We start from the raw sequence: 19,718 nt of genomic DNA, 5'->3' as shown, positions 1-19,718 counted from the left end.
CGCTACCCTTATTTCTTGAATGGGAAGTTAAAAGCGTCTAACAAAGCACGACCTTCTTCGTCAGAATTCGCAGAGGTAGTGATAACAATATCCATACCGCGAATTTTATCGATTTTATCGTAATCGATTTCTGGGAAAATGATCTGCTCACGCACGCCCATTGCGTAGTTACCACGGCCATCGAACGCTTTAGCGCTCAGACCACGGAAGTCACGAATACGTGGGATTGCGATGTCAACTAAACGCTCTAAGAATTCCCACATACGCTCACCGCGCAGGGTCACTTTACAGCCAATAGGGTAGCCTTCACGGATTTTAAAACCAGCAACTGATTTACGAGCAACAGTCACTACTGGTTTTTGACCAGCGATTGCAGTCATGTCACGAACAGCATGTTCCATAACTTTTTTGTCTGCAACGGCTTCGCCAACACCCATGTTCAGGGTGATTTTCTCAATCCGAGGGACTTGCATGACACTGGTATAACCGAACTTTTTAGTCAGTTCAGCGACAACAGTCTCTTGATATTTATCATGCAGTTTCGCCATCGTTTACTCCAGTTACTTAACGAGTTCACTGTTCGATTTAAAGAAACGAACTTTTTTGCCGTCTTCAAATCGGAAACCAACACGATCCGCCTTGCCAGTGACAGGGTTAAAGATCGCAACATTTGATGCTTGAATCGGTGCTTCTTTCTCAACAATACCACCGGCTACACCCAGTTGTGGGTTTGGCTTTTGGTGTTTCTTGACAAGATTGATGCCTTCAACAATTAACTTACCAGTAGGTAAAACTTGAGCAACTTTAGCGCGTTTGCCCTTGTCTTTACCTGCTAATACGATTACTTCGTCTTGACGACGGATTTTAGCTGCCATTTTGAAGCTCCTTACAGTACTTCTGGTGCCAGCGAGACAATCTTCATGAACTGCTCAGAGCGCAATTCACGTGTCACTGGTCCAAAGATACGAGTGCCAATCGGCTGCAGGTTGTTGTTCAGAAGAACTGCTGCATTCCGATCGAAGCGAATGACAGAACCGTCTGGACGACGTACGCCTTTCTTAGTACGGACTACCACCGCGTTATACACATCACCTTTCTTCGCTTTAGCGCGAGGAATTGCTTCTTTAACAGAAACCTTGATGATGTCGCCGATACCGGCATAACGACGATGAGAGCCACCCAAGACCTTAATACACTGAACTCTGCGTGCGCCGCTGTTACATGCGACGTCAAGAGTCGATTGCATTTGGATCATTTTAAGTGCTCCGCTATCGTTACTACACAATTCCCACAATTGGGACTATAAACACCATTTTTGCTTTGAATTTAGTCAAAAATGGCGCGCAAATATAACACCATAAATATGGAATGTATAGTATTAAAAAACAAACGGCCCCAAATACTGGAGCCGTTTACCTAAATACCTAATATAATTAGGCCTTTGATACTACTTCAACCAGAGTCCAAGATTTAGTCTTAGACAGAGGACGACATTCGCGGATCGCTACTACATCGCCTTCGTTGCACTGATTAGCTTCATCGTGTGCATGGATCTTAGTCGTACGCTTAATGTACTTCCCATAGATTGGGTGTTTCACTTGGCGTTCGATAGCTACAGTAATGGTTTTATCCATTTTGTTGCTTGTCACACGACCTTGCAAAGTACGGATTTTATCAGACATTATGCACCCGCCTTAGAAGTAATAATGGTCTTAACGCGCGCAATGTTACGGCGCACTAATTTCAGTTGATGAGTCTGAGTCAACTGACCAGTGGCGTGTTGCATACGCAGGTTGAACTGCTCACGCAGCAGACCAAGTAGTTCAGCGTTCAGTTCTTCAACGCTCTTTTCTCTTAGTTCGCTCGCTTTCATTACATCACCGTCTTAGTTACGAAGGTAGTCTTAATTGGAAGCTTGGCAGCAGCTAAAGCAAACGCTTCACGAGCGATCACTTCAGAAACACCATTCATCTCATAAAGAACCTTACCAGGTTGAATCTGACATACCCAGTATTCAACGTTACCTTTACCTTTACCCATACGCACTTCAAGAGGCTTAGAGGTAATTGGTTTGTCCGGGAAAACTCGAATCCAAATTTGTCCCTGACGCTTAATGTGACGTGTCATGGCACGACGTGCAGATTCGATCTGACGAGCAGTTAAACGACCACGGCCGACTGCTTTCAGACCAAAAGTACCAAAGCTAACTTCGGTACCGTTCGCTAGACCGCGGTTGCGGCCTTTGAACATCTTGCGAAACTTCATACGTTTAGGTTGCAGCATTGCCGGCTCTCCTATTTACCACGAGGCTTGCGCTTAGGTTGCTGCTGTTTCGGCTCTTCAATCTGTGGCAGCATTCCGTCCAGAACTTCACCTTTGAAGATCCAAACTTTAATACCAATCACACCGTATTGAGTGTGACTTTCAGAGGTTGAATAGTCGATATCAGCACGCAGTGTATGCAAAGGTACACGACCTTCACGGTACCACTCAGAGCGCGCAATCTCAGCACCGCCTAAACGGCCACTAACTTCAACTTTGATACCTTGAGCACCAATACGCATTGCGTTTTGTACTGCACGCTTCATAGCGCGACGGAACATAACACGACGCTCTAATTGCTGTGCAATTGAGTCAGCAACTAACTTGGCATCTAGCTCAGGTTTACGGATCTCAGCGATGTTAATTTGAGCAGGAGTGCCAGCCAGTTTTGAAACTGCAGCACGCAATACTTCAACGTCTTCACCTTTCTTACCGATCACAACGCCTGGACGGGCAGTGTGAATAGTAACGCGGATGCTTTTCGCTGGGCGTTCGATAACAATCTTAGATACTGATGCAGCTTGCAGTTTGTCTGCAAGATACTTACGCACTTCCCAGTCGCTGTTCAGGTTATTTGCATAATCTGACTTATCTGCGTACCAGGTAGAGATCCAAGGCTTGGTGATACCCAGACGGATACCATTAGGATGTACTTTCTGTCCCATTGCTCTCTCCTAGCGATCTGATACAACCACAGTGATGTGGCTGGTACGCTTCATGATACGATCAGCGCGGCCTTTAGCACGTGGCATGATACGCTTCATAGTTGGACCCTCGTCAACGAAGACGGCGCCTACTTTTAGCTCATCAATGTCAGCGCCTTCGTTGTGTTCGGCGTTTGCGATAGCTGAGTCAAGTACTTTTTTAACCAGTACGGCGGCTTTCTTTGGGCTGAAAGTCAGAATTTCGAGGGCCTTAGCAACAGGCAAACCACGAATTTGATCAGCAACTAGACGAGCCTTCTGCGCAGACGTACGGGCAAAACGATGTTTAGCTAAAACTTCCATCTTATTCCTCCCGTATTAACGCTTCTTCGCTTTCTTATCAGCAGCATGGCCGCGATAAGTGCGAGTTGGTGAGAATTCACCAAGTTTGTGGCCGATCATTTCGTCAGTTACGAACACAGGAACGTGCTGACGACCATTATGGACAGCGATGGTCAAACCAATCATATTTGGAATGATCATAGAGCGACGTGACCAAGTCTTAATAGGCTTCTTGTCACCTGCTTCCATCGCTTTCTCTACCTTCTTCAGCAAGTGCAGGTCAATGAAGGGACCTTTCTTGAGAGAACGTGGCATGGCGAATCCTCTTACTATTTATTACGACGACGTACGATGTACTTGTCAGTGCGCTTGTTACTACGAGTCTTATAACCCTTAGTTGGCACACCCCATGGAGTCACTGGGTGACGACCACCAGAAGTACGGCCTTCACCACCACCGTGTGGATGGTCTACCGGGTTCATTGCAACACCGCGAACTGTTGGGCGAACGCCTCTCCAGCGCTTAGCACCTGCTTTACCTAACTGGCGTAGCATGTGTTCGGCATTACCAACTTCACCAAATGTTGCGCGGCAATCAACTGGCACTTTGCGCATTTCGCCAGAGCGAAGACGTAAAGTGGCATATGCGCCATCACGAGCAACAACTTGTACATAAGCACCCGCTGAACGCGCGATCTGAGCACCTTTACCAGGCTTCATTTCTACAGCGTGCACAACAGAACCTACTGGAATGTTGCGCAGTGGCATTGCGTTACCGGTTTTGATTTCGGCTTCAACACCAGACTGGATCTTGTCGCCAGCTTGCATGCCTTTAGCAGCAAGGATGTAACGACGCTCACCATCCGCATACAGTACTAACGCGATGTGCGCAGTACGGTTTGGATCGTATTCCAGACGCTCAATTTTTGCAGGGATACCGTCTTTATCGCGTTTGAAGTCGATTAAACGGTAGTGCTGCTTGTGACCGCCACCAACGTGACGAACAGTGATACGGCCAGTGTTGTTACGGCCACCACTTTTAGATTTTTTCGCCAACAGGCCAGCAAAAGGTTTACCCTTGTGCAGGTCAGAGTTCACCACTTTAACAACGTGGCGACGACCTGGAGAGGTTGGCTTACACTTAATAACTGCCATGATAATTCTCCTTTGCTTACTCAGCGCCGCCGACGAAATCGATGTCAGCACCAGCAGCTAAAGTCACGTAGGCTTTTTTCCAATCGCTACGACGGCCAGCACGGCCACCAGTACGTTTAGTTTTGCCTTTGCTCACTAAAGTGCGAACTGATTCGACTTCAACTTCAAATAGCTTAGCAACAGCAGCTTTGATTTCAGCTTTAGTTGCATCGATAGCTACGCGGAAAACAACAGTGTTGTGCTTCTCAGCATTCACAGTGCTCTTTTCAGAGATGTGAGGTGCAAGAATTACTTTTAGCAAACGTTCTTCGCGGATCATCATGCTAGCATCTCCTCGATTTGCTTAACTGCATCAGCAGTCACAAGCACTGTGTTGAACGCGATCAGACTTACTGGGTCTAGACCTGCAACGTCACGAACGTCAACCTTGTACAGGTTGCGAGCTGCTAAGAATAAATTCTCGTCAACTTCTGAAGTCACAATTAACACGTCTTCTAAGTTCATTGCTTTCAGTTTAGCTTTCAGCTCTTTAGTTTTAGGAGCTTCAACGCTGAATGATTCAACAACAACCAGACGGTCTTGACGTACCAGCTCAGACAGAATGCTTTTCAGCGCGCCGCGGTACATCTTCTTGTTAACTTTTTGGCTGTGATCTTGAGTTTTAGCAGCGAAAGTTACGCCACCGCCACGCCAGATTGGGCCCTTAACACCACCCGCACGAGCGCGGCCAGTGCCTTTTTGGCGCCATGGCTTTTTGCCAGAGCCAGTTACTTCCGCACGAGTCTTTTGAGCACGAGTGCCCTGACGTGCGTTTGCAGCGTATGCTACAACTACCTGATGAACCAGTGCCTCGTTAAAGTCACGGCCGAAGGTAGTTTCGGAAACTTCAAGAGCGCTTTGCGCGTCTTTCAATACCAATTCCATTACTATCTCCTCAGACCTTAAGCTTTAACTGCAGGCTTGATGATCAGGTCGCCGTTAGTTGCGCCCGGAACAGCACCTTTAACCAGTAGCAGGTTACGTTCAACATCTACACGTACAACGTCTAGATTTTGAGTAGTAACACGCTCGGCACCCATGTGGCCTGACATTTTCTTGCCTTTAAATACGCGACCAGGCGTTTGGTTCTGACCGATAGAACCGTTCGAACGGTGCGACAAAGAGTTACCGTGAGTCATATCTTGAGTACGGAAGTTCCAACGCTTAACGCCGCCTTGGAATCCTTTACCTTTAGATTGACCAGTAACGTCAACTTTCGCTACATCAGCGAAGATACCTACATTTAGCTCAGCACCAACTTCAATGCCTTCGCCTTCACCGTCTGCCAGACGCAATTCCCACAGTCCACGACCGGCTTCAACACCGCTCTTGGCAAAGTGACCTGCTTCTGGTTTAGTGATGCGATTGGCTTTTTTGGTACCAGTAGTAACTTGAAGAGCACGGTAACCGTCAGTTTCTAAAGTTTTCACTTGAGTAACACGGTTGCCAGCAACTTCAATTACTGTAACAGGTATAGAAACACCATCTTCAGTGAAGATGCGAGTCATACCAACTTTACGACCAATAAGACCGATAGCCATCTCTCAAACCTCTTCTAAGGATCTCAATTAACCCAAGCTAATCTGTACGTCGACACCAGCCGCAAGATCTAAACGCATTAGTGCGTCTACAGTCTTTTCAGTTGGCTCTACGATGTCAACCAGGCGCTTGTGAGTACGTAATTCGTACTGGTCACGAGCATCTTTATTAACGTGCGGAGAGATCAAAACGGTATAACGCTCTTTGCGCGTAGGTAGTGGAATTGGACCACGTACTTGGGCGCCTGTACGCTTAGCAGTTTCAACGATTTCCGCTGTAGACTGATCAATTAAGCGATGATCAAATCCTTTTAAGCGGATACGGATTCTTTGGTTCTGCATTGACCAGAGCTCCTAAAATGGACACATAAAAAATCACCCTCTAGCTTCTTCCTTACTGGAAAAGCAGAGCGAGATGATTTAACCGTTCGACTCCCAATCGGAGCCGCTATGATAATGACAAGTTCATTGACTCATCATTTAATTCGCTAACCTAGGTTAACGAGGGGGCCATTATACTTATCTAAAATTAGATTTCAAGCCCGCTGTGTAAATAGTCATCAAAAAGACTATTCAACTTCAGAGTGGCGAGCATTTTACACAAATTTCAGAATAACGCCAGCCCAAAATAAAAAAGGAAGCCGAAGCTTCCTTTTTCAGTACTATAACTCGTTCGCGATTAAGCGAAAATCTTAGCTACAACACCAGCGCCTACTGTACGGCCACCTTCACGGATTGCGAAGCGTAAACCTTCGTCCATCGCGATTGGGCAGATCAGAGTCACTTTCATCTTGATGTTGTCGCCTGGCATTACCATCTCTACGCCTTCTGGCAGTTCGATAGTACCTGTCACGTCAGTTGTACGGAAGTAGAACTGTGGACGGTAGCCTTTGAAGAATGGAGTGTGACGACCACCTTCTTCTTTTGACAGAACGTATACTTCTGATTCAAAAGTAGTGTGTGGGTTGATTGAACCTGGCTTAGATAATACTTGACCACGTTCTACGTCATCACGCTTAGTACCACGTAACAGGATACCACAGTTCTCACCTGCACGACCTTCGTCAAGCAGCTTACGGAACATTTCAACACCAGTACAGGTTGTCTTAGTAGTTGCACGGATACCAACGATTTCTACTTCGTCACCAACACGTACGATACCACGCTCAACACGACCTGTTACTACTGTACCACGGCCAGAGATTGAGAATACGTCTTCGATTGGCATCAGGAATGGCTTATCGATATCACGCTCTGGTTCTGGAATGTAAGAATCCAGTGCAGCGGCTAATTCGATGATCTTAGCTTCCCACTCTGGCTCGCCTTCAAGCGCTTTCAGAGCAGAACCTTGGATAACTGGTAAGTCATCACCTGGGAAGTCGTATTCTGATAACAGTTCACGTACTTCCATTTCTACTAATTCTAACAGCTCAGCATCGTCAACCATGTCACATTTGTTCATGAATACGATGATGAATGGTACGCCTACTTGGCGAGACAGCAGGATGTGCTCACGTGTTTGTGGCATTGGACCGTCAGTAGAAGCTACTACCAGGATCGCGCCGTCCATCTGTGCAGCACCAGTGATCATGTTTTTAACATAGTCAGCGTGGCCTGGGCAGTCTACGTGTGCGTAATGGCGAGTTGGTGTATCGTATTCGATGTGAGAGGTATTGATGGTAATACCGCGCTCACGCTCTTCTGGAGCGTTATCGATTTGAGAGAAGTCTTTAGCTTCACCACCGTAGGTCTTAGCCAGTACGTGAGAGATAGCTGCAGTCAGAGTGGTTTTACCATGGTCAACGTGACCGATGGTGCCCACGTTCACGTGAGGCTTATTACGTTCAAATTTAGCTTTTGCCACGATATATTCCTTTCTTTTCAGAATAATCCTGTATCAACAGGACCATATTACATTTATGTCGTAACTTAAAATTAGCTACGAGATTCAATAATCGCTTTCGCAATGTTTTGCGGTGCATCAGTGTACTTCAAGAACTCCATGGAGTAGGAAGCACGACCCTGAGTCGCAGAACGCAAATCAGTTGCATAACCAAACATTTCAGAAAGAGGCACTACAGCATGGACTATTTTGATGCCACCGAAGCCATCATCCATACCTTCAATCAAACCACGACGACGGTTTAAGTCACCAACCACATCGCCCATGTAGTTCTCAGGAGTAGTTACTTCTACTTTCATGCAAGGCTCGAGCAACACAGGATTCGCTTCGAGCGCACCCTTTTTGAAGCCCATAGAACCCGCAATTTTGAACGCCATTTCATTCGAGTCCACATCGTGATATGAACCGTCGAACAGAGTGACCTTCACGTCCAACACAGGGAAGCCGGCGAGAACACCGTTCTTCATCTGCTCTTGGATACCTTTATCAACCGCAGGAATGAATTCACGTGGAACGACACCCCCAACGATCGCGTTGGTAAATTCGTAACCAGCGCCTTCTTCATTAGGCTCTAGTTTTAACCAAACATGACCGAATTGTCCACGGCCACCTGATTGGCGTACAAATTTACCTTCAGCCTCGACTGATGCGCGAATGGTTTCGCGGTAGGCCACTTGTGGCTTACCAACGTTACACTCAACACCAAATTCGCGACGCATACGGTCAACGATAATGTCTAAGTGTAACTCACCCATTCCAGAAATCAGTGTTTGTGATGATTCTTCGTCAGTCTCAACCCGGAAAGATGGATCTTCCGCTGCAAGTTTTTGCAGCGCGATACCCATTTTATCTTGGTCCGCTTTAGACTTAGGCTCAACGGCAATGGTAATTACTGGCTCAGGGAACTCCATGCGTTCCAAGATCACCTTGTGATCAGGATCACAAAGTGTATCACCCGTGGTGACTTCTTTCAGACCGATAGCCGCAGCGATATCACCTGCACGTACTTCTTTCAGTTCGGTACGGTCGTTAGCGTGCATTTGCACGATACGGCCGATACGTTCACGCTTCTGTTTAACAGAGTTATAAACGCCAGAACCTGATTCGAGTACGCCAGAGTACACGCGAATAAAGGTCAAAGTGCCCACGAACGGGTCTGTAGCAATCTTAAATGCCAACGCCGCAAAGGGGGCATTGTCATCTGATGGGCGCTCAACTTCTTGCTCATCGTCATCAATGCCCTTAATTGGAGGCACATCGACAGGGGCTGGCAAGAATTCCACAACCGCATCAAGAACCGCTTGAACGCCTTTGTTCTTAAATGCAGAACCACAGGTCGCTAAAACGATTTCATTATTAATAGTACGCTGACGCAGTGCCTTTTTGATCTCGTCTTCTGACAGTGTGCCTTCTTCAAGGTACTTGTCCATCAGTTCATCCGAGGCCTCGGCTGCTGCCTCAACCAGATACTCATGCATTTCAGCCGCTTTATCGGCTAACTCTGCAGGGATCTCTTCATAAGAGAAAGTCATACCCTGGTCCGCTTCGTTCCAGTTAATGGCTTTCATCTTGATTAAGTCGATCACGCCAGTGAAGTTTTCTTCTGCACCGATATTCAGTTGAATAGGCACACAAGTCGCTCCTAGGCGAGTTCTGATTTGCTTCACTACACGTTCAAAGTCCGCACCTGCGCGGTCCATCTTGTTAACAAACACTAAGCGTGGAACGCGGTATTTGTCAGCTTGACGCCAAACGGTTTCTGATTGAGGTTCAACACCTGAAGAACCACAGAAAACCACGACAGCGCCGTCGAGAACGCGCAAAGAACGTTCAACTTCAATAGTGAAGTCAACGTGACCAGGGGTATCGATGATATTGATGCGGTGTTCAGTGAATTGAGCATCCATACCACGCCAGAATGTAGTAACAGCAGCCGAGGTGATAGTAATACCACGCTCTTGCTCTTGTACCATCCAGTCAGTGGTCGCGGCGCCGTCATGCACCTCACCGATTTTATGAGACAAACCGGTATAGAACAGAACACGTTCTGTTGTGGTGGTTTTACCTGCATCCACATGAGCACAAATACCGATATTACGATAACGCTCAATTGGGGTTGTACGAGCCACTATTATACCCTCTCCACCAAGACAGGTGCCTTGGCAATATCAACAACAATGGTGTGGGCCTAAGCCCACACCATCAGATTACCAACGGTAATGAGCAAAGGCCTTGTTAGCTTCAGCCATGCGGTGCACGTCTTCACGCTTCTTAACAGCAGTACCTTTGTTTTCAGACGCATCTAGCATTTCACCTGCTAGACGTAAAGCCATAGATTTTTCACCACGCTTACGAGCAGCTTCAACTAACCAGCGCATCGCCAGTGCGTTACGACGCACAGGACGAACTTCACATGGTACCTGGTAAGTAGAACCACCAACGCGACGAGATTTAACTTCGACTGATGGGCGTACGTTGTCCAGGGCTGCTTCAAGAACGTCTAAATGGTTAGCGCCTTTCTTTTCAGCGATAACATCTAGCGCCTTGTAAATGATTTTTTCTGCAGTCGACTTTTTGCCGTCTTGCATAATGACGTTGATGAACTTAGCCAGCAACTCACTGTGAAACTTTGGATCTGGTAGGATTTTACGTTGTCCTACAACGCGACGTCTTGGCATAACAATTCTCCGTATGCTTCAGGGATTTCCAAAACTGGAATTCTCAAAATAAAACTAGCTTGGCCTTACTTAACGGATTGCGTTAAGACTTAGGACGCTTAGCACCGTACTTAGAACGACCTTGGCGACGAGTGTTCACGCCAGCACAGTCTAGGGCGCCACGAACAGTGTGATAGCGCACACCTGGTAAGTCTTTAACACGACCACCACGGATTAAGATCACGCTGTGTTCCTGCAGGTTGTGGCCTTCACCGCCGATGTACGAAGTAACTTCGAAACCGTTAGTTAAGCGCACACGAGCTACTTTACGTAGTGCAGAGTTAGGTTTTTTAGGGGTAGTAGTGTACACACGTGTACATACACCACGTTTTTGTGGGCACGCGTTCAACGCAGGCACGTTAGTCTTGTCGACTTTAGGTGCGCGTGGCTTACGTACCAACTGGTTTACAGTTGCCATGTATAGCTCCGAAACAGTTGAATCAAACTCAACGATAAGGTGTGAAAAATCTATATCCCACAATGGTGGGACGCGGAATTTTAAAAAGGTAATGCCTGACTGTCAAGAAATAGCCAACTTTTGCGGCATTTTACAATAAAAAAGGCGCCATCGGCGCCTTTTTGTTACAAACTGATTACTTAATCTTGGCTACCGGCCAGGTTTAAGAGGTCTGCAAGGTTTTGTTCTGCTTCACTTGCAGTGATCTTATTCACTACAACTGGCTCGTCTTTCTTAGCACGGGCATCGTTACGAGTCTTGTGATAAGCATAACCAGTACCGGCTGGGATCAGACGGCCAACGATTACGTTTTCTTTCAGACCACGTAAGTTATCAGACTTACCACCTACGGCAGCTTCTGTCAGTACGCGAGTGGTTTCTTGGAACGATGCTGCAGAGATAAACGATTCTGTTGCCAGAGACGCTTTGGTAATACCCAGCAGTTCACGTTCGAAGGTCGCAGGCACTTTGCCTTGTTCGATCAGGTCGCGGTTAGCGATCTTCACGCGAGACACTTCAACTTGTTCGCCTTCTAAGAACTCACTGTCACCCGCAGAGGTGATCACGCACTTACGCAGCATTTGACGGATGATCACTTCGATATGCTTATCGTTGATCTTCACGCCTTGTAGACGGTATACGTCTTGTACTTCGTTCACAATGTAGTTTGCTACGTTGTGGATGCCACGTAGACGCAGAATGTCGTGCGCCGCTTCTGGACCATCTGCAATAACTTCACCACGTTCGACTTTTTCACCTTCGAACACGTTTAAGTTACGCCATTTCGGGATCATCTCTTCGTACTGTTCACCGCCATCCGCTGGTGTAATCACCAGACGACGCTTGCCTTTGGTCTCTTTACCAAACGAGATGGTACCAGAGATTTCCGCCAGAATAGCTGGCTCTTTTGGCTTACGAGCTTCGAACAGGTCAGCAACGCGTGGTAGACCACCCGTGATGTCGCGTGTTTTAGACGATTCTTGTGGAATACGTGCTAACGCGTCACCCACGGCGATTTGCGCGTTGTCGTCGAGGTTAACGATCGCACTGCCTGGTAAGAAGTATTGTGCAGGTACTTCAGTACCTGGGATCATCAGGTCGCTACCGTCGGCACCAACCAGACGGATCATTGGGCGCATTTCTTTACCCGCTGAACCACGTTGACCCACGTCGAGGATCACGATTGAAGACAGACCAGTCAGTTCGTCTGTTTGACGAGTCATGGTCACGCCGTCGATCATGTCAACGAACTTAATACTACCCGCCACTTCGGTGATGATTGGGTGAGTATGTGGATCCCAGTTAGCGATGATATCGCCCGCTTCTACCGCAGCTTCTTCTAACTTCTCGAGCACAGTACCGTAAGGCACTTTATAACGCTCTTTCTCACGACCTAGTTCGTCGATGATCGCCAGTTCAGAAGAACGAGAAACGATAACCAGCTTGCCGTCAGTGTTAGTTACGTACTTAGCATTGTGCAGTTTCAACGAACCAGAGTTCTTCACTTGAACGTTGTTTTCTGCAGACGCTCTTGATGCCGCACCACCGATGTGGAACGTACGCATCGTTAACTGTGTACCTGGTTCACCGATTGATTGCGCCGCGACAACACCGATGGCTTCGCCGTGGTTAATCAGGTGACCACGGGCTAAGTCACGGCCATAACATGCCGCACACACACCGAAGTCGGTATCACAGGTAATGACTGAACGTACAATCACTTCGTCGATTGAGTGTTCTTCTAACTTGTCACACCATGCTTCATCGAGCAGAGTGTTACGTGGCGCAAGCACATCTTCAGTACCAGGGTACAGAACATCAACCGCAACCACACGACCCAGTACGCGTTCACGTAATGGCTCAACAACGTCACCACCTTCGATCAGCGGCTTCATTGTCAGACCTTCGTGAGTACCACAATCGTCTTCGATGACCACTAAGTCTTGAGCAACATCAACCAGACGACGAGTCAGGTAACCCGAGTTCGCTGTCTTCAATGCGGTATCGGCAAGACCTTTACGCGCACCGTGGGTTGAGATGAAGTACTGAAGTACGTTCAGACCTTCACGGAAGTTCGCCACGATTGGGGTTTCGATGATCGAACCGTCTGGTTTCGCCATCAGACCACGCATACCCGCTAACTGACGGATCTGTGCGGCACTACCACGAGCGCCCGAGTCGGCCATCATGTAAATGCTGTTGAACGATGCTTGTTTCTCTTCAACGCCATCACGGTTAATCACTGTCTCAGTTGACAGGTTTTCCATCATCGCTTTAGAAACTTTTTCGTTCGCACTTGCCCAGATGTCGATGACTTTGTTGTAACGCTCACCCGCGGTTACCAGACCTGATTGGAACTGCTCTTGAATCTCGAGCACTTCTGCTTCAGCGTCAGCAACTAAGGTGTACTTCTCAGCTGGGATCACCATGTCGTCAATACCGACAGATGCACCAGAGATAGTGGCGTAACGGAAACCTGTGTACATCAGTTGGTCAGCGAAGATAACAGTATCTTTCAGACCTAATTGACGGTAACAAGTGTTCAATAGTTTAGAAATCTGCTTTTTGCCCATGTTCTGGTTAACCAGATCAAATGACAAACCTGCTGGCAGAATTTGTGACAGCAGAGCACGACCCACAGTTGTATCTACGATACGACGTTGCTCAGTACGCTCACCATTGTCACCGATAACGGTTTCAGTGATACGCACTTTCACGCGGGCATGCAGTTCAGCAGCGCCAGTTGCGTAAGCTTTTTCAACTTCAGCAACAGACATAAAGTACATACCTTCACCACGGCCGTTGATACGCTCACGGCTGGTGTAGTACAGACCTAATACCACGTCTTGAGACGGAGTGATAACAGGCTCGCCGTTTGCTGGTGACAGGATGTTGTTGGTAGACATCATCAAGGCACGAGCTTCAAGCTGCGCTTCCAGTGTTAACGGTACGTGTACCGCCATTTGGTCACCGTCGAAGTCGGCGTTATATGCCGCACAAACGAGTGGGTGTAACTGGATCGCTTTACCTTCAATCAGTACAGGTTCGAACGCTTGGATACCCAGTCTGTGCAGTGTTGGTGCACGGTTAAGCATCACTGGATGTTCGCGGATCACTTCATCTAGAACGTCCCAAACTTCCGCCACTTCACGCTCTACCATCTTCTTAGCCGCTTTGATGGTTGTCGCTAAGCCACGACCTTCCAGCTTGCCATAGATGAATGGCTTGAACAGTTCCAGTGCCATCTTCTTAGGAAGACCACATTGGTGCAGACGTAAAGTAGGACCTACGGTAATTACCGAACGACCTGAGTAGTCAACACGCTTACCTAACAAGTTCTGACGGAAACGACCTTGTTTACCTTTGATCATGTCGGCCAAAGATTTCAGAGGACGTTTGTTAGAACCAGTAATAGCACGACCACGACGACCGTTATCTAATAGCGCATCAACGGACTCTTGTAACATACGCTTTTCGTTGCGTACGATGATGTCCGGCGCAGCTAAATCTAACAGACGCTTCAAACGGTTGTTACGGTTGATCACGCGGCGATACAGATCGTTCAGATCTGAAGTCGCGAAGCGGCCGCCATCGAGCGGTACCAGCGGACGTAAGTCAGGTGGTAACACAGGCAGTACTTTTAAGATCATCCACTCTGGCTTGTTGCCAGAAGTGTGGAACGCTTCCATCAACTTAAGACGTTTAGTCACTTTCTTGCGACGAGTCTCAGAGTTGATTGATGGCAGCTCTTCACGCATTTGTTCGATTTCTTTTTCGAGATCGATTGCGCGCAGCAGTTCTAATACCGCTTCAGCACCCATCTTAGCTTCGAATTCGTCACCGTATTCTTCTAATGCGTCCAGATAGTTTTCTTCTGTCAGCATTTGGCCACGTTCAAGGCTGGTCATGCCAGGCTCGATCACGACGAAAGATTCAAAATACAGTACGCGTTCGATATCACGCAGCGTCATGTCCAGCATTAAACCGATGCGGGACGGCAGTGATTTCAAGAACCAAATGTGGGCAACTGGGCTAGCCAGTTCAATGTGACCCATACGCTCACGACGTACTTTAGTCTGGGTAACTTCTACTCCACACTTTTCACAGATCACACCACGGTGCTTCAAACGCTTGTACTTACCGCACAAACATTCGTAATCTTTGACCGGGCCAAAGATACGCGCACAGAACAGACCTTCACGCTCAGGCTTGAAGGTACGGTAGTTAATGGTTTCTGGCTTCTTAACTTCACCAAAAGACCAAGAACGGATCAGATCAGGCGATGCCAGACCAATTTTGATGCCGTTAAATTCTTCAGTCTTGCTTTGCTGTTTCAGAAACTTTAATAAGTCTTTCACGTTTCTCTCCTGAAGGAGTTAAACCGGGTGCTCCGCTCGCACGGAGCACCATTCTGTTGCCAAACGCGGCTAAATACCTGCGCTTATTCCTGATCCAACTCGATGTTGATACCGAGTGAACGGATCTCCTTCAGTAATACGTTGAAGGACTCTGGCATGCCAGGCTGCATCTGATGGTTACCGTCGACGATGTTCTTATACATCTGAGTACGACCGTTAACGTCATCCGATTTCACGGTGAGCATTTCTTGAAGCGTATAAGCGGCACCGTATGCTTCGAGTGCCCACACTTCCATCTCACCGAAACGCTGACCACCGAACTGAGCTTTACCGCCCAGTGGTTGTTGAGTCACTAAGCTGTACGAACCGGTAGAACGGGCGTGCATCTTATCGTCAACTAAGTGGTTCAGTTTGAGCATGTACATGTAACCTACAGTTACTGGACGCTCAAATTCGTTACCGGTACGACCATCAAATAATTTCAGCTGACCAGAGGTTGGCAAGCCTGCAAGCTCAAGCATCTGCTTGATCTCTTTCTCTTTAGCACCGTCGAAGGCTGGCGTAGCAACTGGGATACCGCCTTTCAGATTGTTCGCTAACCGCAGTAACTCATCGTCAGTGAATGAATCGATGTCAACGCGCTGCTGCACTTCGTCACCTAATTCGTACACTTGCTTGATGTAGTTACGAACTTCTGCAAGTCCCTTCTCGCGCTGATCTTCCAGCATGGCAGCAATCTTGTTACCAATACCTTTAGCAGCAGCACCTAAGTGAACTTCAAGAACCTGACCGATGTTCATACGTGATGGAACGCCTAACGGGTTCAATACGATGTCCACAGGGTTGCCTTGCTCGTCGTACGGCATGTCTTCAATTGGGTTAATCTTAGAGATAACACCCTTGTTACCGTGACGACCCGCCATCTTGTCACCGGGTTGGATAGTACGTTTAACCGCTAAGTAAACCTTAACGATCTTCAGTACGCCAGGTGCCAAGTCATCACCTTGGGTGATCTTGCGACGTTTGATTTCAAACTTCTTATCGAAGTCTGCTTTCAGCTCTTCATGCTGTTCAGCTAATTGCTCAAGCTCAGTTTGTTTGGTTTCATCGTCAATAACTTGAACCAATACATCTTTACGTGGCAATGCTGCGATTTGTGCTTCAGTGAAACCGGCACTTAATAATAAGTTGCGCGCACGGCTCAATACGCCTTCTTCAAGGATCTTGAACTCTTCGCCTAAGTCTTTACGAGCTTGGGCAATGTGCATTTCTTCGATTTCAATGGCGCGTTTGTCTTTCTCAACGCCGTCACGGGTAAATACCTGAACGTCGATGATGGTACCTTTAACAGAGTTAGGTACACGCAGTGAGCTGTCTTTCACATCAGACGCTTTCTCACCGAAGATGGCGCGCAGTAACTTCTCTTCCGGCGTCAGTTGAGTCTCGCCTTTTGGCGTCACTTTACCAACCAGAATGTCACCGCCCTTCACTTCTGCACCGATGTAAACGATACCTGACTCGTCGAGTTTCGACAGAGCAGATTCACCTACGTTTGGAATGTCAGCAGTGATTTCTTCGCTACCCAGCTTGGTATCACGAGCGATACAAGACAGCTCTTGAATGTGGATAGTGGTGAAACGGTCTTCCTGTGCAACACGCTCAGAAATTAAGATCGAGTCTTCGAAGTTGTAACCGTTCCAAGGCATGAACGCGATACGCATGTTCTGGCCAAGGGCTAAGTCACCTAAGTCAGTAGACGGACCGTCTGCTAACACGTCACCACGAACCACTGGCTCACCAACAGAACAGCAAGGACGTTGGTTGATACAAGTGTTTTGGTTAGAACGGGTGTACTTAGTCAGGTTGTAAATGTCGATACCGGCTTCGCCTGGGCGCAGCTCGTCTTCATTTACTTTAACTACGATACGGCTCGCATCAACGTAATCGATCACACCGCCACGTTTAGCGGCGACTACTACGCCTGAGTCCACAGCTAACGTGCGCTCAATACCAGTACCGACCAGAGGCTTCTCTGATTTCAGTGTTGGTACTGCTTGACGTTGCATGTTCGCACCCATCAATGCACGGTTCGCGTCGTCGTGTTCTAAGAACGGGATCAGTGACGCAGCAACAGAAATAATCTGTTGTGGCGATACGTCCATGTATTGAATGTCAGACGCGCGCATAAAGGTAGATTCACCTTTGTGACGACATGCGATCTGCTCTTCAACCATGCGGCCTTCAGAGTCAACTTCGATGTTCGCCTGTGCAATCACATAACGACCTTCTTCAATCGCTGACAAGTATTCCACATCGTCAGTGATCACACCGTCTACCACTTTGCGGTATGGTGTTTCTAAGAAGCCGTAAGAGTTAGTACGGGCAAAGCTTGCTAATGAGTTGATCAGACCAATGTTTGGACCTTCAGGGGTCTCAATTGGACATAAACGACCATAGTGCGTTGGGTGTACGTCGCGGACTTCGAAGCCTGCACGCTCACGGGTCAAACCACCTGGGCCTAGAGCAGAAATACGACGCTTATGCGTTACTTCTGACAGCGGGTTGTTTTGGTCCATGAATTGTGACAGCTGAGAAGAACCGAAGAACTCTTTCACTGCAGCAGAGATTGGCTTAGCGTTGATTAAGTCTTGTGGCATCAGCTCGTTCAGATCGCCTAATGACAGACGTTCACGCACGGCGCGCTCAACACGGACCAGACCAACACGGAATTGGTTTTCAGCCATTTCACCCACAGAACGAATACGACGGTTACCTAAGTGGTCGATATCGTCCACTTCGTCGAAGCCGTTACGGATGTGGATGATGTTCTTCATTACTGCAACGATGTCTTCTTTAGACAGTACGCCGCTACCTTCGTCATCAGGAATGCTGAGACGACGGTTGAACTTCATACGACCTACTTTAGACAGGTCATAACGTTCTTCGCTGAAGAATAAGTTTTGGAACAGGGCTTCTGCAGCATCTTTGGTTGGTGGCTCACCAGGACGCATCATTCGGTAGATCTCAACTAACGCTTCTAAGCGGTTAGTGGTTGGATCGATACGCAGAGTGTCAGAGATGTAAGCACCGTGGTCTAGCTCGTTGATGTACAACGTGCTTAGCTCTTTGATGCCTGCCAGTGATAACTTCGCTAAGTCTTCTAAGCTGATTTCACTGTTAGCAGAAACTAATACTTCACCCGTGTCCGGATCGATGTAATCTTGGGCTGCATATTTGCCCACGATGTACTCAACTGGTACTTCGAGTTCAGTGGTGTTGGTTTTTTCGAGTTGGCGAATATGACGTGCAGTCACGCGACGGCCCGCTTCAACCAATACGGTACCTTCAGCATCCTTGATGTCGTAGCTGGCGGTTTCGCCACGCAGACGCTCAGGTACTAAGGTCATAACCAGAGTATCTTTCTTGATCTTGAATTCAACGCGTTCGAAGAACAGGTCGAGGATCTCTTGAGTAGAGTACTCTAATGCGCGCAGAATGATGGTCGCAGGTAATTTACGGCGACGGTCAATACGTACGAACAGCGCATCCTTAGGATCGAATTCAAAGTCTAACCATGAACCACGGTAAGGAATGATACGTGCGTTATACAGCACCTTACCTGATGAGTGGGTTTTACCACGGTCGTGATCGAAGAATACGCCTGGGCTGCGGTGTAATTGAGATACGATTACACGCTCAGTACCGTTGATCACAAAGGTACCGTTGTCAGTCATCAATGGGATATCGCCCATGTAGACTTCTTGTTCTTTAATATCTTTTACAGTGCCGGCCGCTGCTTCACGATCATACAACACCATGCGTAATTTAACGCGCAGTGGAGCTGAATATGTAACACCACGGATCTGACACTCTTTCACATCAAAAACAGGCTCGCCAAGCTTATAGCTGACGTATTGCAGTTCTGAATTACCAGAAAAGCTCTTGATGGGAAAAACGCTACGGAAGGCGGCTTCTAGACCGCGCTCACCGGTAGGATCTTGATCGGTGAACTTCTTAAAAGAGTCTAACTGAATAGACAAAAGGTAAGGAATATCCAACACCTGTGGACGCTTACCAAAGTCTTTGCGAATACGCTTCTTTTCAGAATAGGAGTAAACCATGGGTTTCCTCTGCTTGCGAGATGTGACCAAGACTGAACTTATAACAATCGTCATTAAATTCAGCACGTTTGCCCATCACCGTTGATGGCAAGAACCTAACCAGTAATCTCTGCTAGGGACTGC

At 47.6% G+C, this 19,718-nt stretch carries 20 protein-coding genes; all 20 read right to left on the bottom strand.

The window, feature by feature from the left end:
• Nucleotides 1-8: 8 nt before the first annotated feature.
• Entirely contained in the window at nucleotides 9-548 is a 540-nt protein-coding gene (rplE, locus tag SHEWANA3_RS01140) for a 50S ribosomal protein L5 (RefSeq protein ID WP_011715464.1), read from the bottom strand.
• Nucleotides 549-560: 12 nt separating this feature from the next.
• Entirely contained in the window at nucleotides 561-875 is a 315-nt protein-coding gene (gene rplX, locus SHEWANA3_RS01135) for a 50S ribosomal protein L24 (RefSeq protein WP_011070623.1), read from the bottom strand.
• An 11-nt stretch (nucleotides 876-886) separates the two neighbouring features.
• Complete coding sequence (rplN, locus tag SHEWANA3_RS01130; protein WP_011715463.1) at nucleotides 887-1,255, bottom strand: 50S ribosomal protein L14; 369 nt, start codon at nucleotides 1,253-1,255, stop codon at nucleotides 887-889.
• Between the two features lie 178 nt (nucleotides 1,256-1,433).
• The gene (gene rpsQ, locus SHEWANA3_RS01125) at nucleotides 1,434-1,682 is read right to left on the bottom strand and encodes a 30S ribosomal protein S17 (RefSeq protein WP_011070622.1); all 249 of its coding nucleotides are present in this window, start codon (nucleotides 1,680-1,682) and stop codon (nucleotides 1,434-1,436) included.
• Nucleotides 1,682-1,873 (bottom strand): 50S ribosomal protein L29, encoded by a 192-nt coding sequence (gene rpmC, locus SHEWANA3_RS01120; protein ID WP_007644429.1) that lies wholly within the window; start codon nucleotides 1,871-1,873, stop codon nucleotides 1,682-1,684. Before rpmC ends, rpsQ begins: the two co-directional genes overlap by 1 nt.
• A complete protein-coding gene (gene rplP, locus SHEWANA3_RS01115) occupies nucleotides 1,873-2,283 on the bottom strand; it encodes a 50S ribosomal protein L16 (protein WP_006083593.1) in 411 nt (136 codons plus the stop codon). Before rplP ends, rpmC begins: the two co-directional genes overlap by 1 nt.
• A gap of 11 nt (nucleotides 2,284-2,294) precedes the next feature.
• The gene (gene rpsC, locus SHEWANA3_RS01110) at nucleotides 2,295-2,987 is read right to left on the bottom strand and encodes a 30S ribosomal protein S3 (protein WP_011070621.1); all 693 of its coding nucleotides are present in this window, start codon (nucleotides 2,985-2,987) and stop codon (nucleotides 2,295-2,297) included.
• Between the two features lie 9 nt (nucleotides 2,988-2,996).
• Nucleotides 2,997-3,329 carry a 50S ribosomal protein L22 gene (gene rplV / locus SHEWANA3_RS01105; RefSeq protein ID WP_006083595.1) on the bottom strand — a complete coding sequence of 111 codons (333 nt, stop codon included), beginning with the start codon at nucleotides 3,327-3,329 and terminating at the stop codon, nucleotides 2,997-2,999.
• A 15-nt stretch (nucleotides 3,330-3,344) separates the two neighbouring features.
• A complete protein-coding gene (gene rpsS, locus SHEWANA3_RS01100; RefSeq protein ID WP_006083596.1) occupies nucleotides 3,345-3,623 on the bottom strand; it encodes a 30S ribosomal protein S19 in 279 nt (92 codons plus the stop codon).
• Between the two features lie 14 nt (nucleotides 3,624-3,637).
• A complete protein-coding gene (rplB, locus tag SHEWANA3_RS01095) occupies nucleotides 3,638-4,462 on the bottom strand; it encodes a 50S ribosomal protein L2 (RefSeq protein WP_011621028.1) in 825 nt (274 codons plus the stop codon).
• Nucleotides 4,463-4,478: 16 nt separating this feature from the next.
• Nucleotides 4,479-4,781, bottom strand: coding sequence for a 50S ribosomal protein L23 (gene rplW / locus SHEWANA3_RS01090; RefSeq protein ID WP_039977607.1), 303 nt, complete (start codon nucleotides 4,779-4,781; stop codon nucleotides 4,479-4,481).
• Complete coding sequence (gene rplD / locus SHEWANA3_RS01085; protein ID WP_011070618.1) at nucleotides 4,781-5,386, bottom strand: 50S ribosomal protein L4; 606 nt, start codon at nucleotides 5,384-5,386, stop codon at nucleotides 4,781-4,783. Before rplD ends, rplW begins: the two co-directional genes overlap by 1 nt.
• A 17-nt stretch (nucleotides 5,387-5,403) precedes the next feature.
• Nucleotides 5,404-6,042: a 50S ribosomal protein L3 gene (rplC, locus tag SHEWANA3_RS01080; RefSeq protein WP_011070617.1), complete on the bottom strand. Its 639-nt coding sequence runs from the start codon at nucleotides 6,040-6,042 to the stop codon at nucleotides 5,404-5,406.
• A 27-nt stretch (nucleotides 6,043-6,069) separates the two neighbouring features.
• Nucleotides 6,070-6,381, bottom strand: coding sequence for a 30S ribosomal protein S10 (rpsJ, locus tag SHEWANA3_RS01075; RefSeq protein WP_011070616.1), 312 nt, complete (start codon nucleotides 6,379-6,381; stop codon nucleotides 6,070-6,072).
• A 337-nt stretch (nucleotides 6,382-6,718) separates the two neighbouring features.
• The gene (gene tuf, locus SHEWANA3_RS01070; protein ID WP_011715454.1) at nucleotides 6,719-7,903 is read right to left on the bottom strand and encodes an elongation factor Tu; all 1,185 of its coding nucleotides are present in this window, start codon (nucleotides 7,901-7,903) and stop codon (nucleotides 6,719-6,721) included.
• Between the two features lie 71 nt (nucleotides 7,904-7,974).
• Nucleotides 7,975-10,071, bottom strand: coding sequence for an elongation factor G (gene fusA, locus SHEWANA3_RS01065; RefSeq protein ID WP_011715461.1), 2,097 nt, complete (start codon nucleotides 10,069-10,071; stop codon nucleotides 7,975-7,977).
• Between the two features lie 78 nt (nucleotides 10,072-10,149).
• Nucleotides 10,150-10,620, bottom strand: coding sequence for a 30S ribosomal protein S7 (rpsG, locus tag SHEWANA3_RS01060; protein ID WP_011715460.1), 471 nt, complete (start codon nucleotides 10,618-10,620; stop codon nucleotides 10,150-10,152).
• A gap of 82 nt (nucleotides 10,621-10,702) precedes the next feature.
• Nucleotides 10,703-11,077, bottom strand: a complete 375-nt coding sequence (gene rpsL / locus SHEWANA3_RS01055; protein ID WP_011715459.1) for a 30S ribosomal protein S12 — start codon at nucleotides 11,075-11,077, stop codon at nucleotides 10,703-10,705.
• 179 nt (nucleotides 11,078-11,256) lie between these two features.
• Complete coding sequence (rpoC, locus tag SHEWANA3_RS01050) at nucleotides 11,257-15,474, bottom strand: DNA-directed RNA polymerase subunit beta' (protein ID WP_011715458.1); 4,218 nt, start codon at nucleotides 15,472-15,474, stop codon at nucleotides 11,257-11,259.
• Between the two features lie 83 nt (nucleotides 15,475-15,557).
• Entirely contained in the window at nucleotides 15,558-19,595 is a 4,038-nt protein-coding gene (gene rpoB, locus SHEWANA3_RS01045) for a DNA-directed RNA polymerase subunit beta (RefSeq protein ID WP_011715457.1), read from the bottom strand.
• Between the last annotated feature and the right edge of the window lie 123 nt (nucleotides 19,596-19,718).

The organism is Shewanella sp. ANA-3 (assembly GCF_000203935.1).
GTDB lineage: Bacteria > Pseudomonadota > Gammaproteobacteria > Enterobacterales > Shewanellaceae > Shewanella.
Note: the sequence above shows the minus strand (reverse complement) of the source record. Positions and strands in the feature narration are given on the sequence as shown.

Coding starts and splice junctions, on each gene's coding strand:
- rplE (WP_011715464.1), bottom strand. CDS start 548: ATGGCGAAACTGCATGATAAATATCAAGAGACTGTTGTCGCTGAACTG.
- rplX (WP_011070623.1), bottom strand. CDS start 875: ATGGCAGCTAAAATCCGTCGTCAAGACGAAGTAATCGTATTAGCAGGT.
- rplN (WP_011715463.1), bottom strand. CDS start 1,255: ATGATCCAAATGCAATCGACTCTTGACGTCGCATGTAACAGCGGCGCA.
- rpsQ (WP_011070622.1), bottom strand. CDS start 1,682: ATGTCTGATAAAATCCGTACTTTGCAAGGTCGTGTGACAAGCAACAAA.
- rpmC (WP_007644429.1), bottom strand. CDS start 1,873: ATGAAAGCGAGCGAACTAAGAGAAAAGAGCGTTGAAGAACTGAACGCT.
- rplP (WP_006083593.1), bottom strand. CDS start 2,283: ATGCTGCAACCTAAACGTATGAAGTTTCGCAAGATGTTCAAAGGCCGC.
- rpsC (WP_011070621.1), bottom strand. CDS start 2,987: ATGGGACAGAAAGTACATCCTAATGGTATCCGTCTGGGTATCACCAAG.
- rplV (WP_006083595.1), bottom strand. CDS start 3,329: ATGGAAGTTTTAGCTAAACATCGTTTTGCCCGTACGTCTGCGCAGAAG.
- rpsS (WP_006083596.1), bottom strand. CDS start 3,623: ATGCCACGTTCTCTCAAGAAAGGTCCCTTCATTGACCTGCACTTGCTG.
- rplB (WP_011621028.1), bottom strand. CDS start 4,462: ATGGCAGTTATTAAGTGTAAGCCAACCTCTCCAGGTCGTCGCCACGTT.
- rplW (WP_039977607.1), bottom strand. CDS start 4,781: ATGATCCGCGAAGAACGTTTGCTAAAAGTAATTCTTGCACCTCACATC.
- rplD (WP_011070618.1), bottom strand. CDS start 5,386: ATGGAATTGGTATTGAAAGACGCGCAAAGCGCTCTTGAAGTTTCCGAA.
- rplC (WP_011070617.1), bottom strand. CDS start 6,042: ATGGCTATCGGTCTTATTGGTCGTAAAGTTGGTATGACTCGCATCTTC.
- rpsJ (WP_011070616.1), bottom strand. CDS start 6,381: ATGCAGAACCAAAGAATCCGTATCCGCTTAAAAGGATTTGATCATCGC.
- rpsG (WP_011715460.1), bottom strand. CDS start 10,620: ATGCCAAGACGTCGCGTTGTAGGACAACGTAAAATCCTACCAGATCCA.
- rpsL (WP_011715459.1), bottom strand. CDS start 11,077: ATGGCAACTGTAAACCAGTTGGTACGTAAGCCACGCGCACCTAAAGTC.
- rpoB (WP_011715457.1), bottom strand. CDS start 19,595: ATGGTTTACTCCTATTCTGAAAAGAAGCGTATTCGCAAAGACTTTGGT.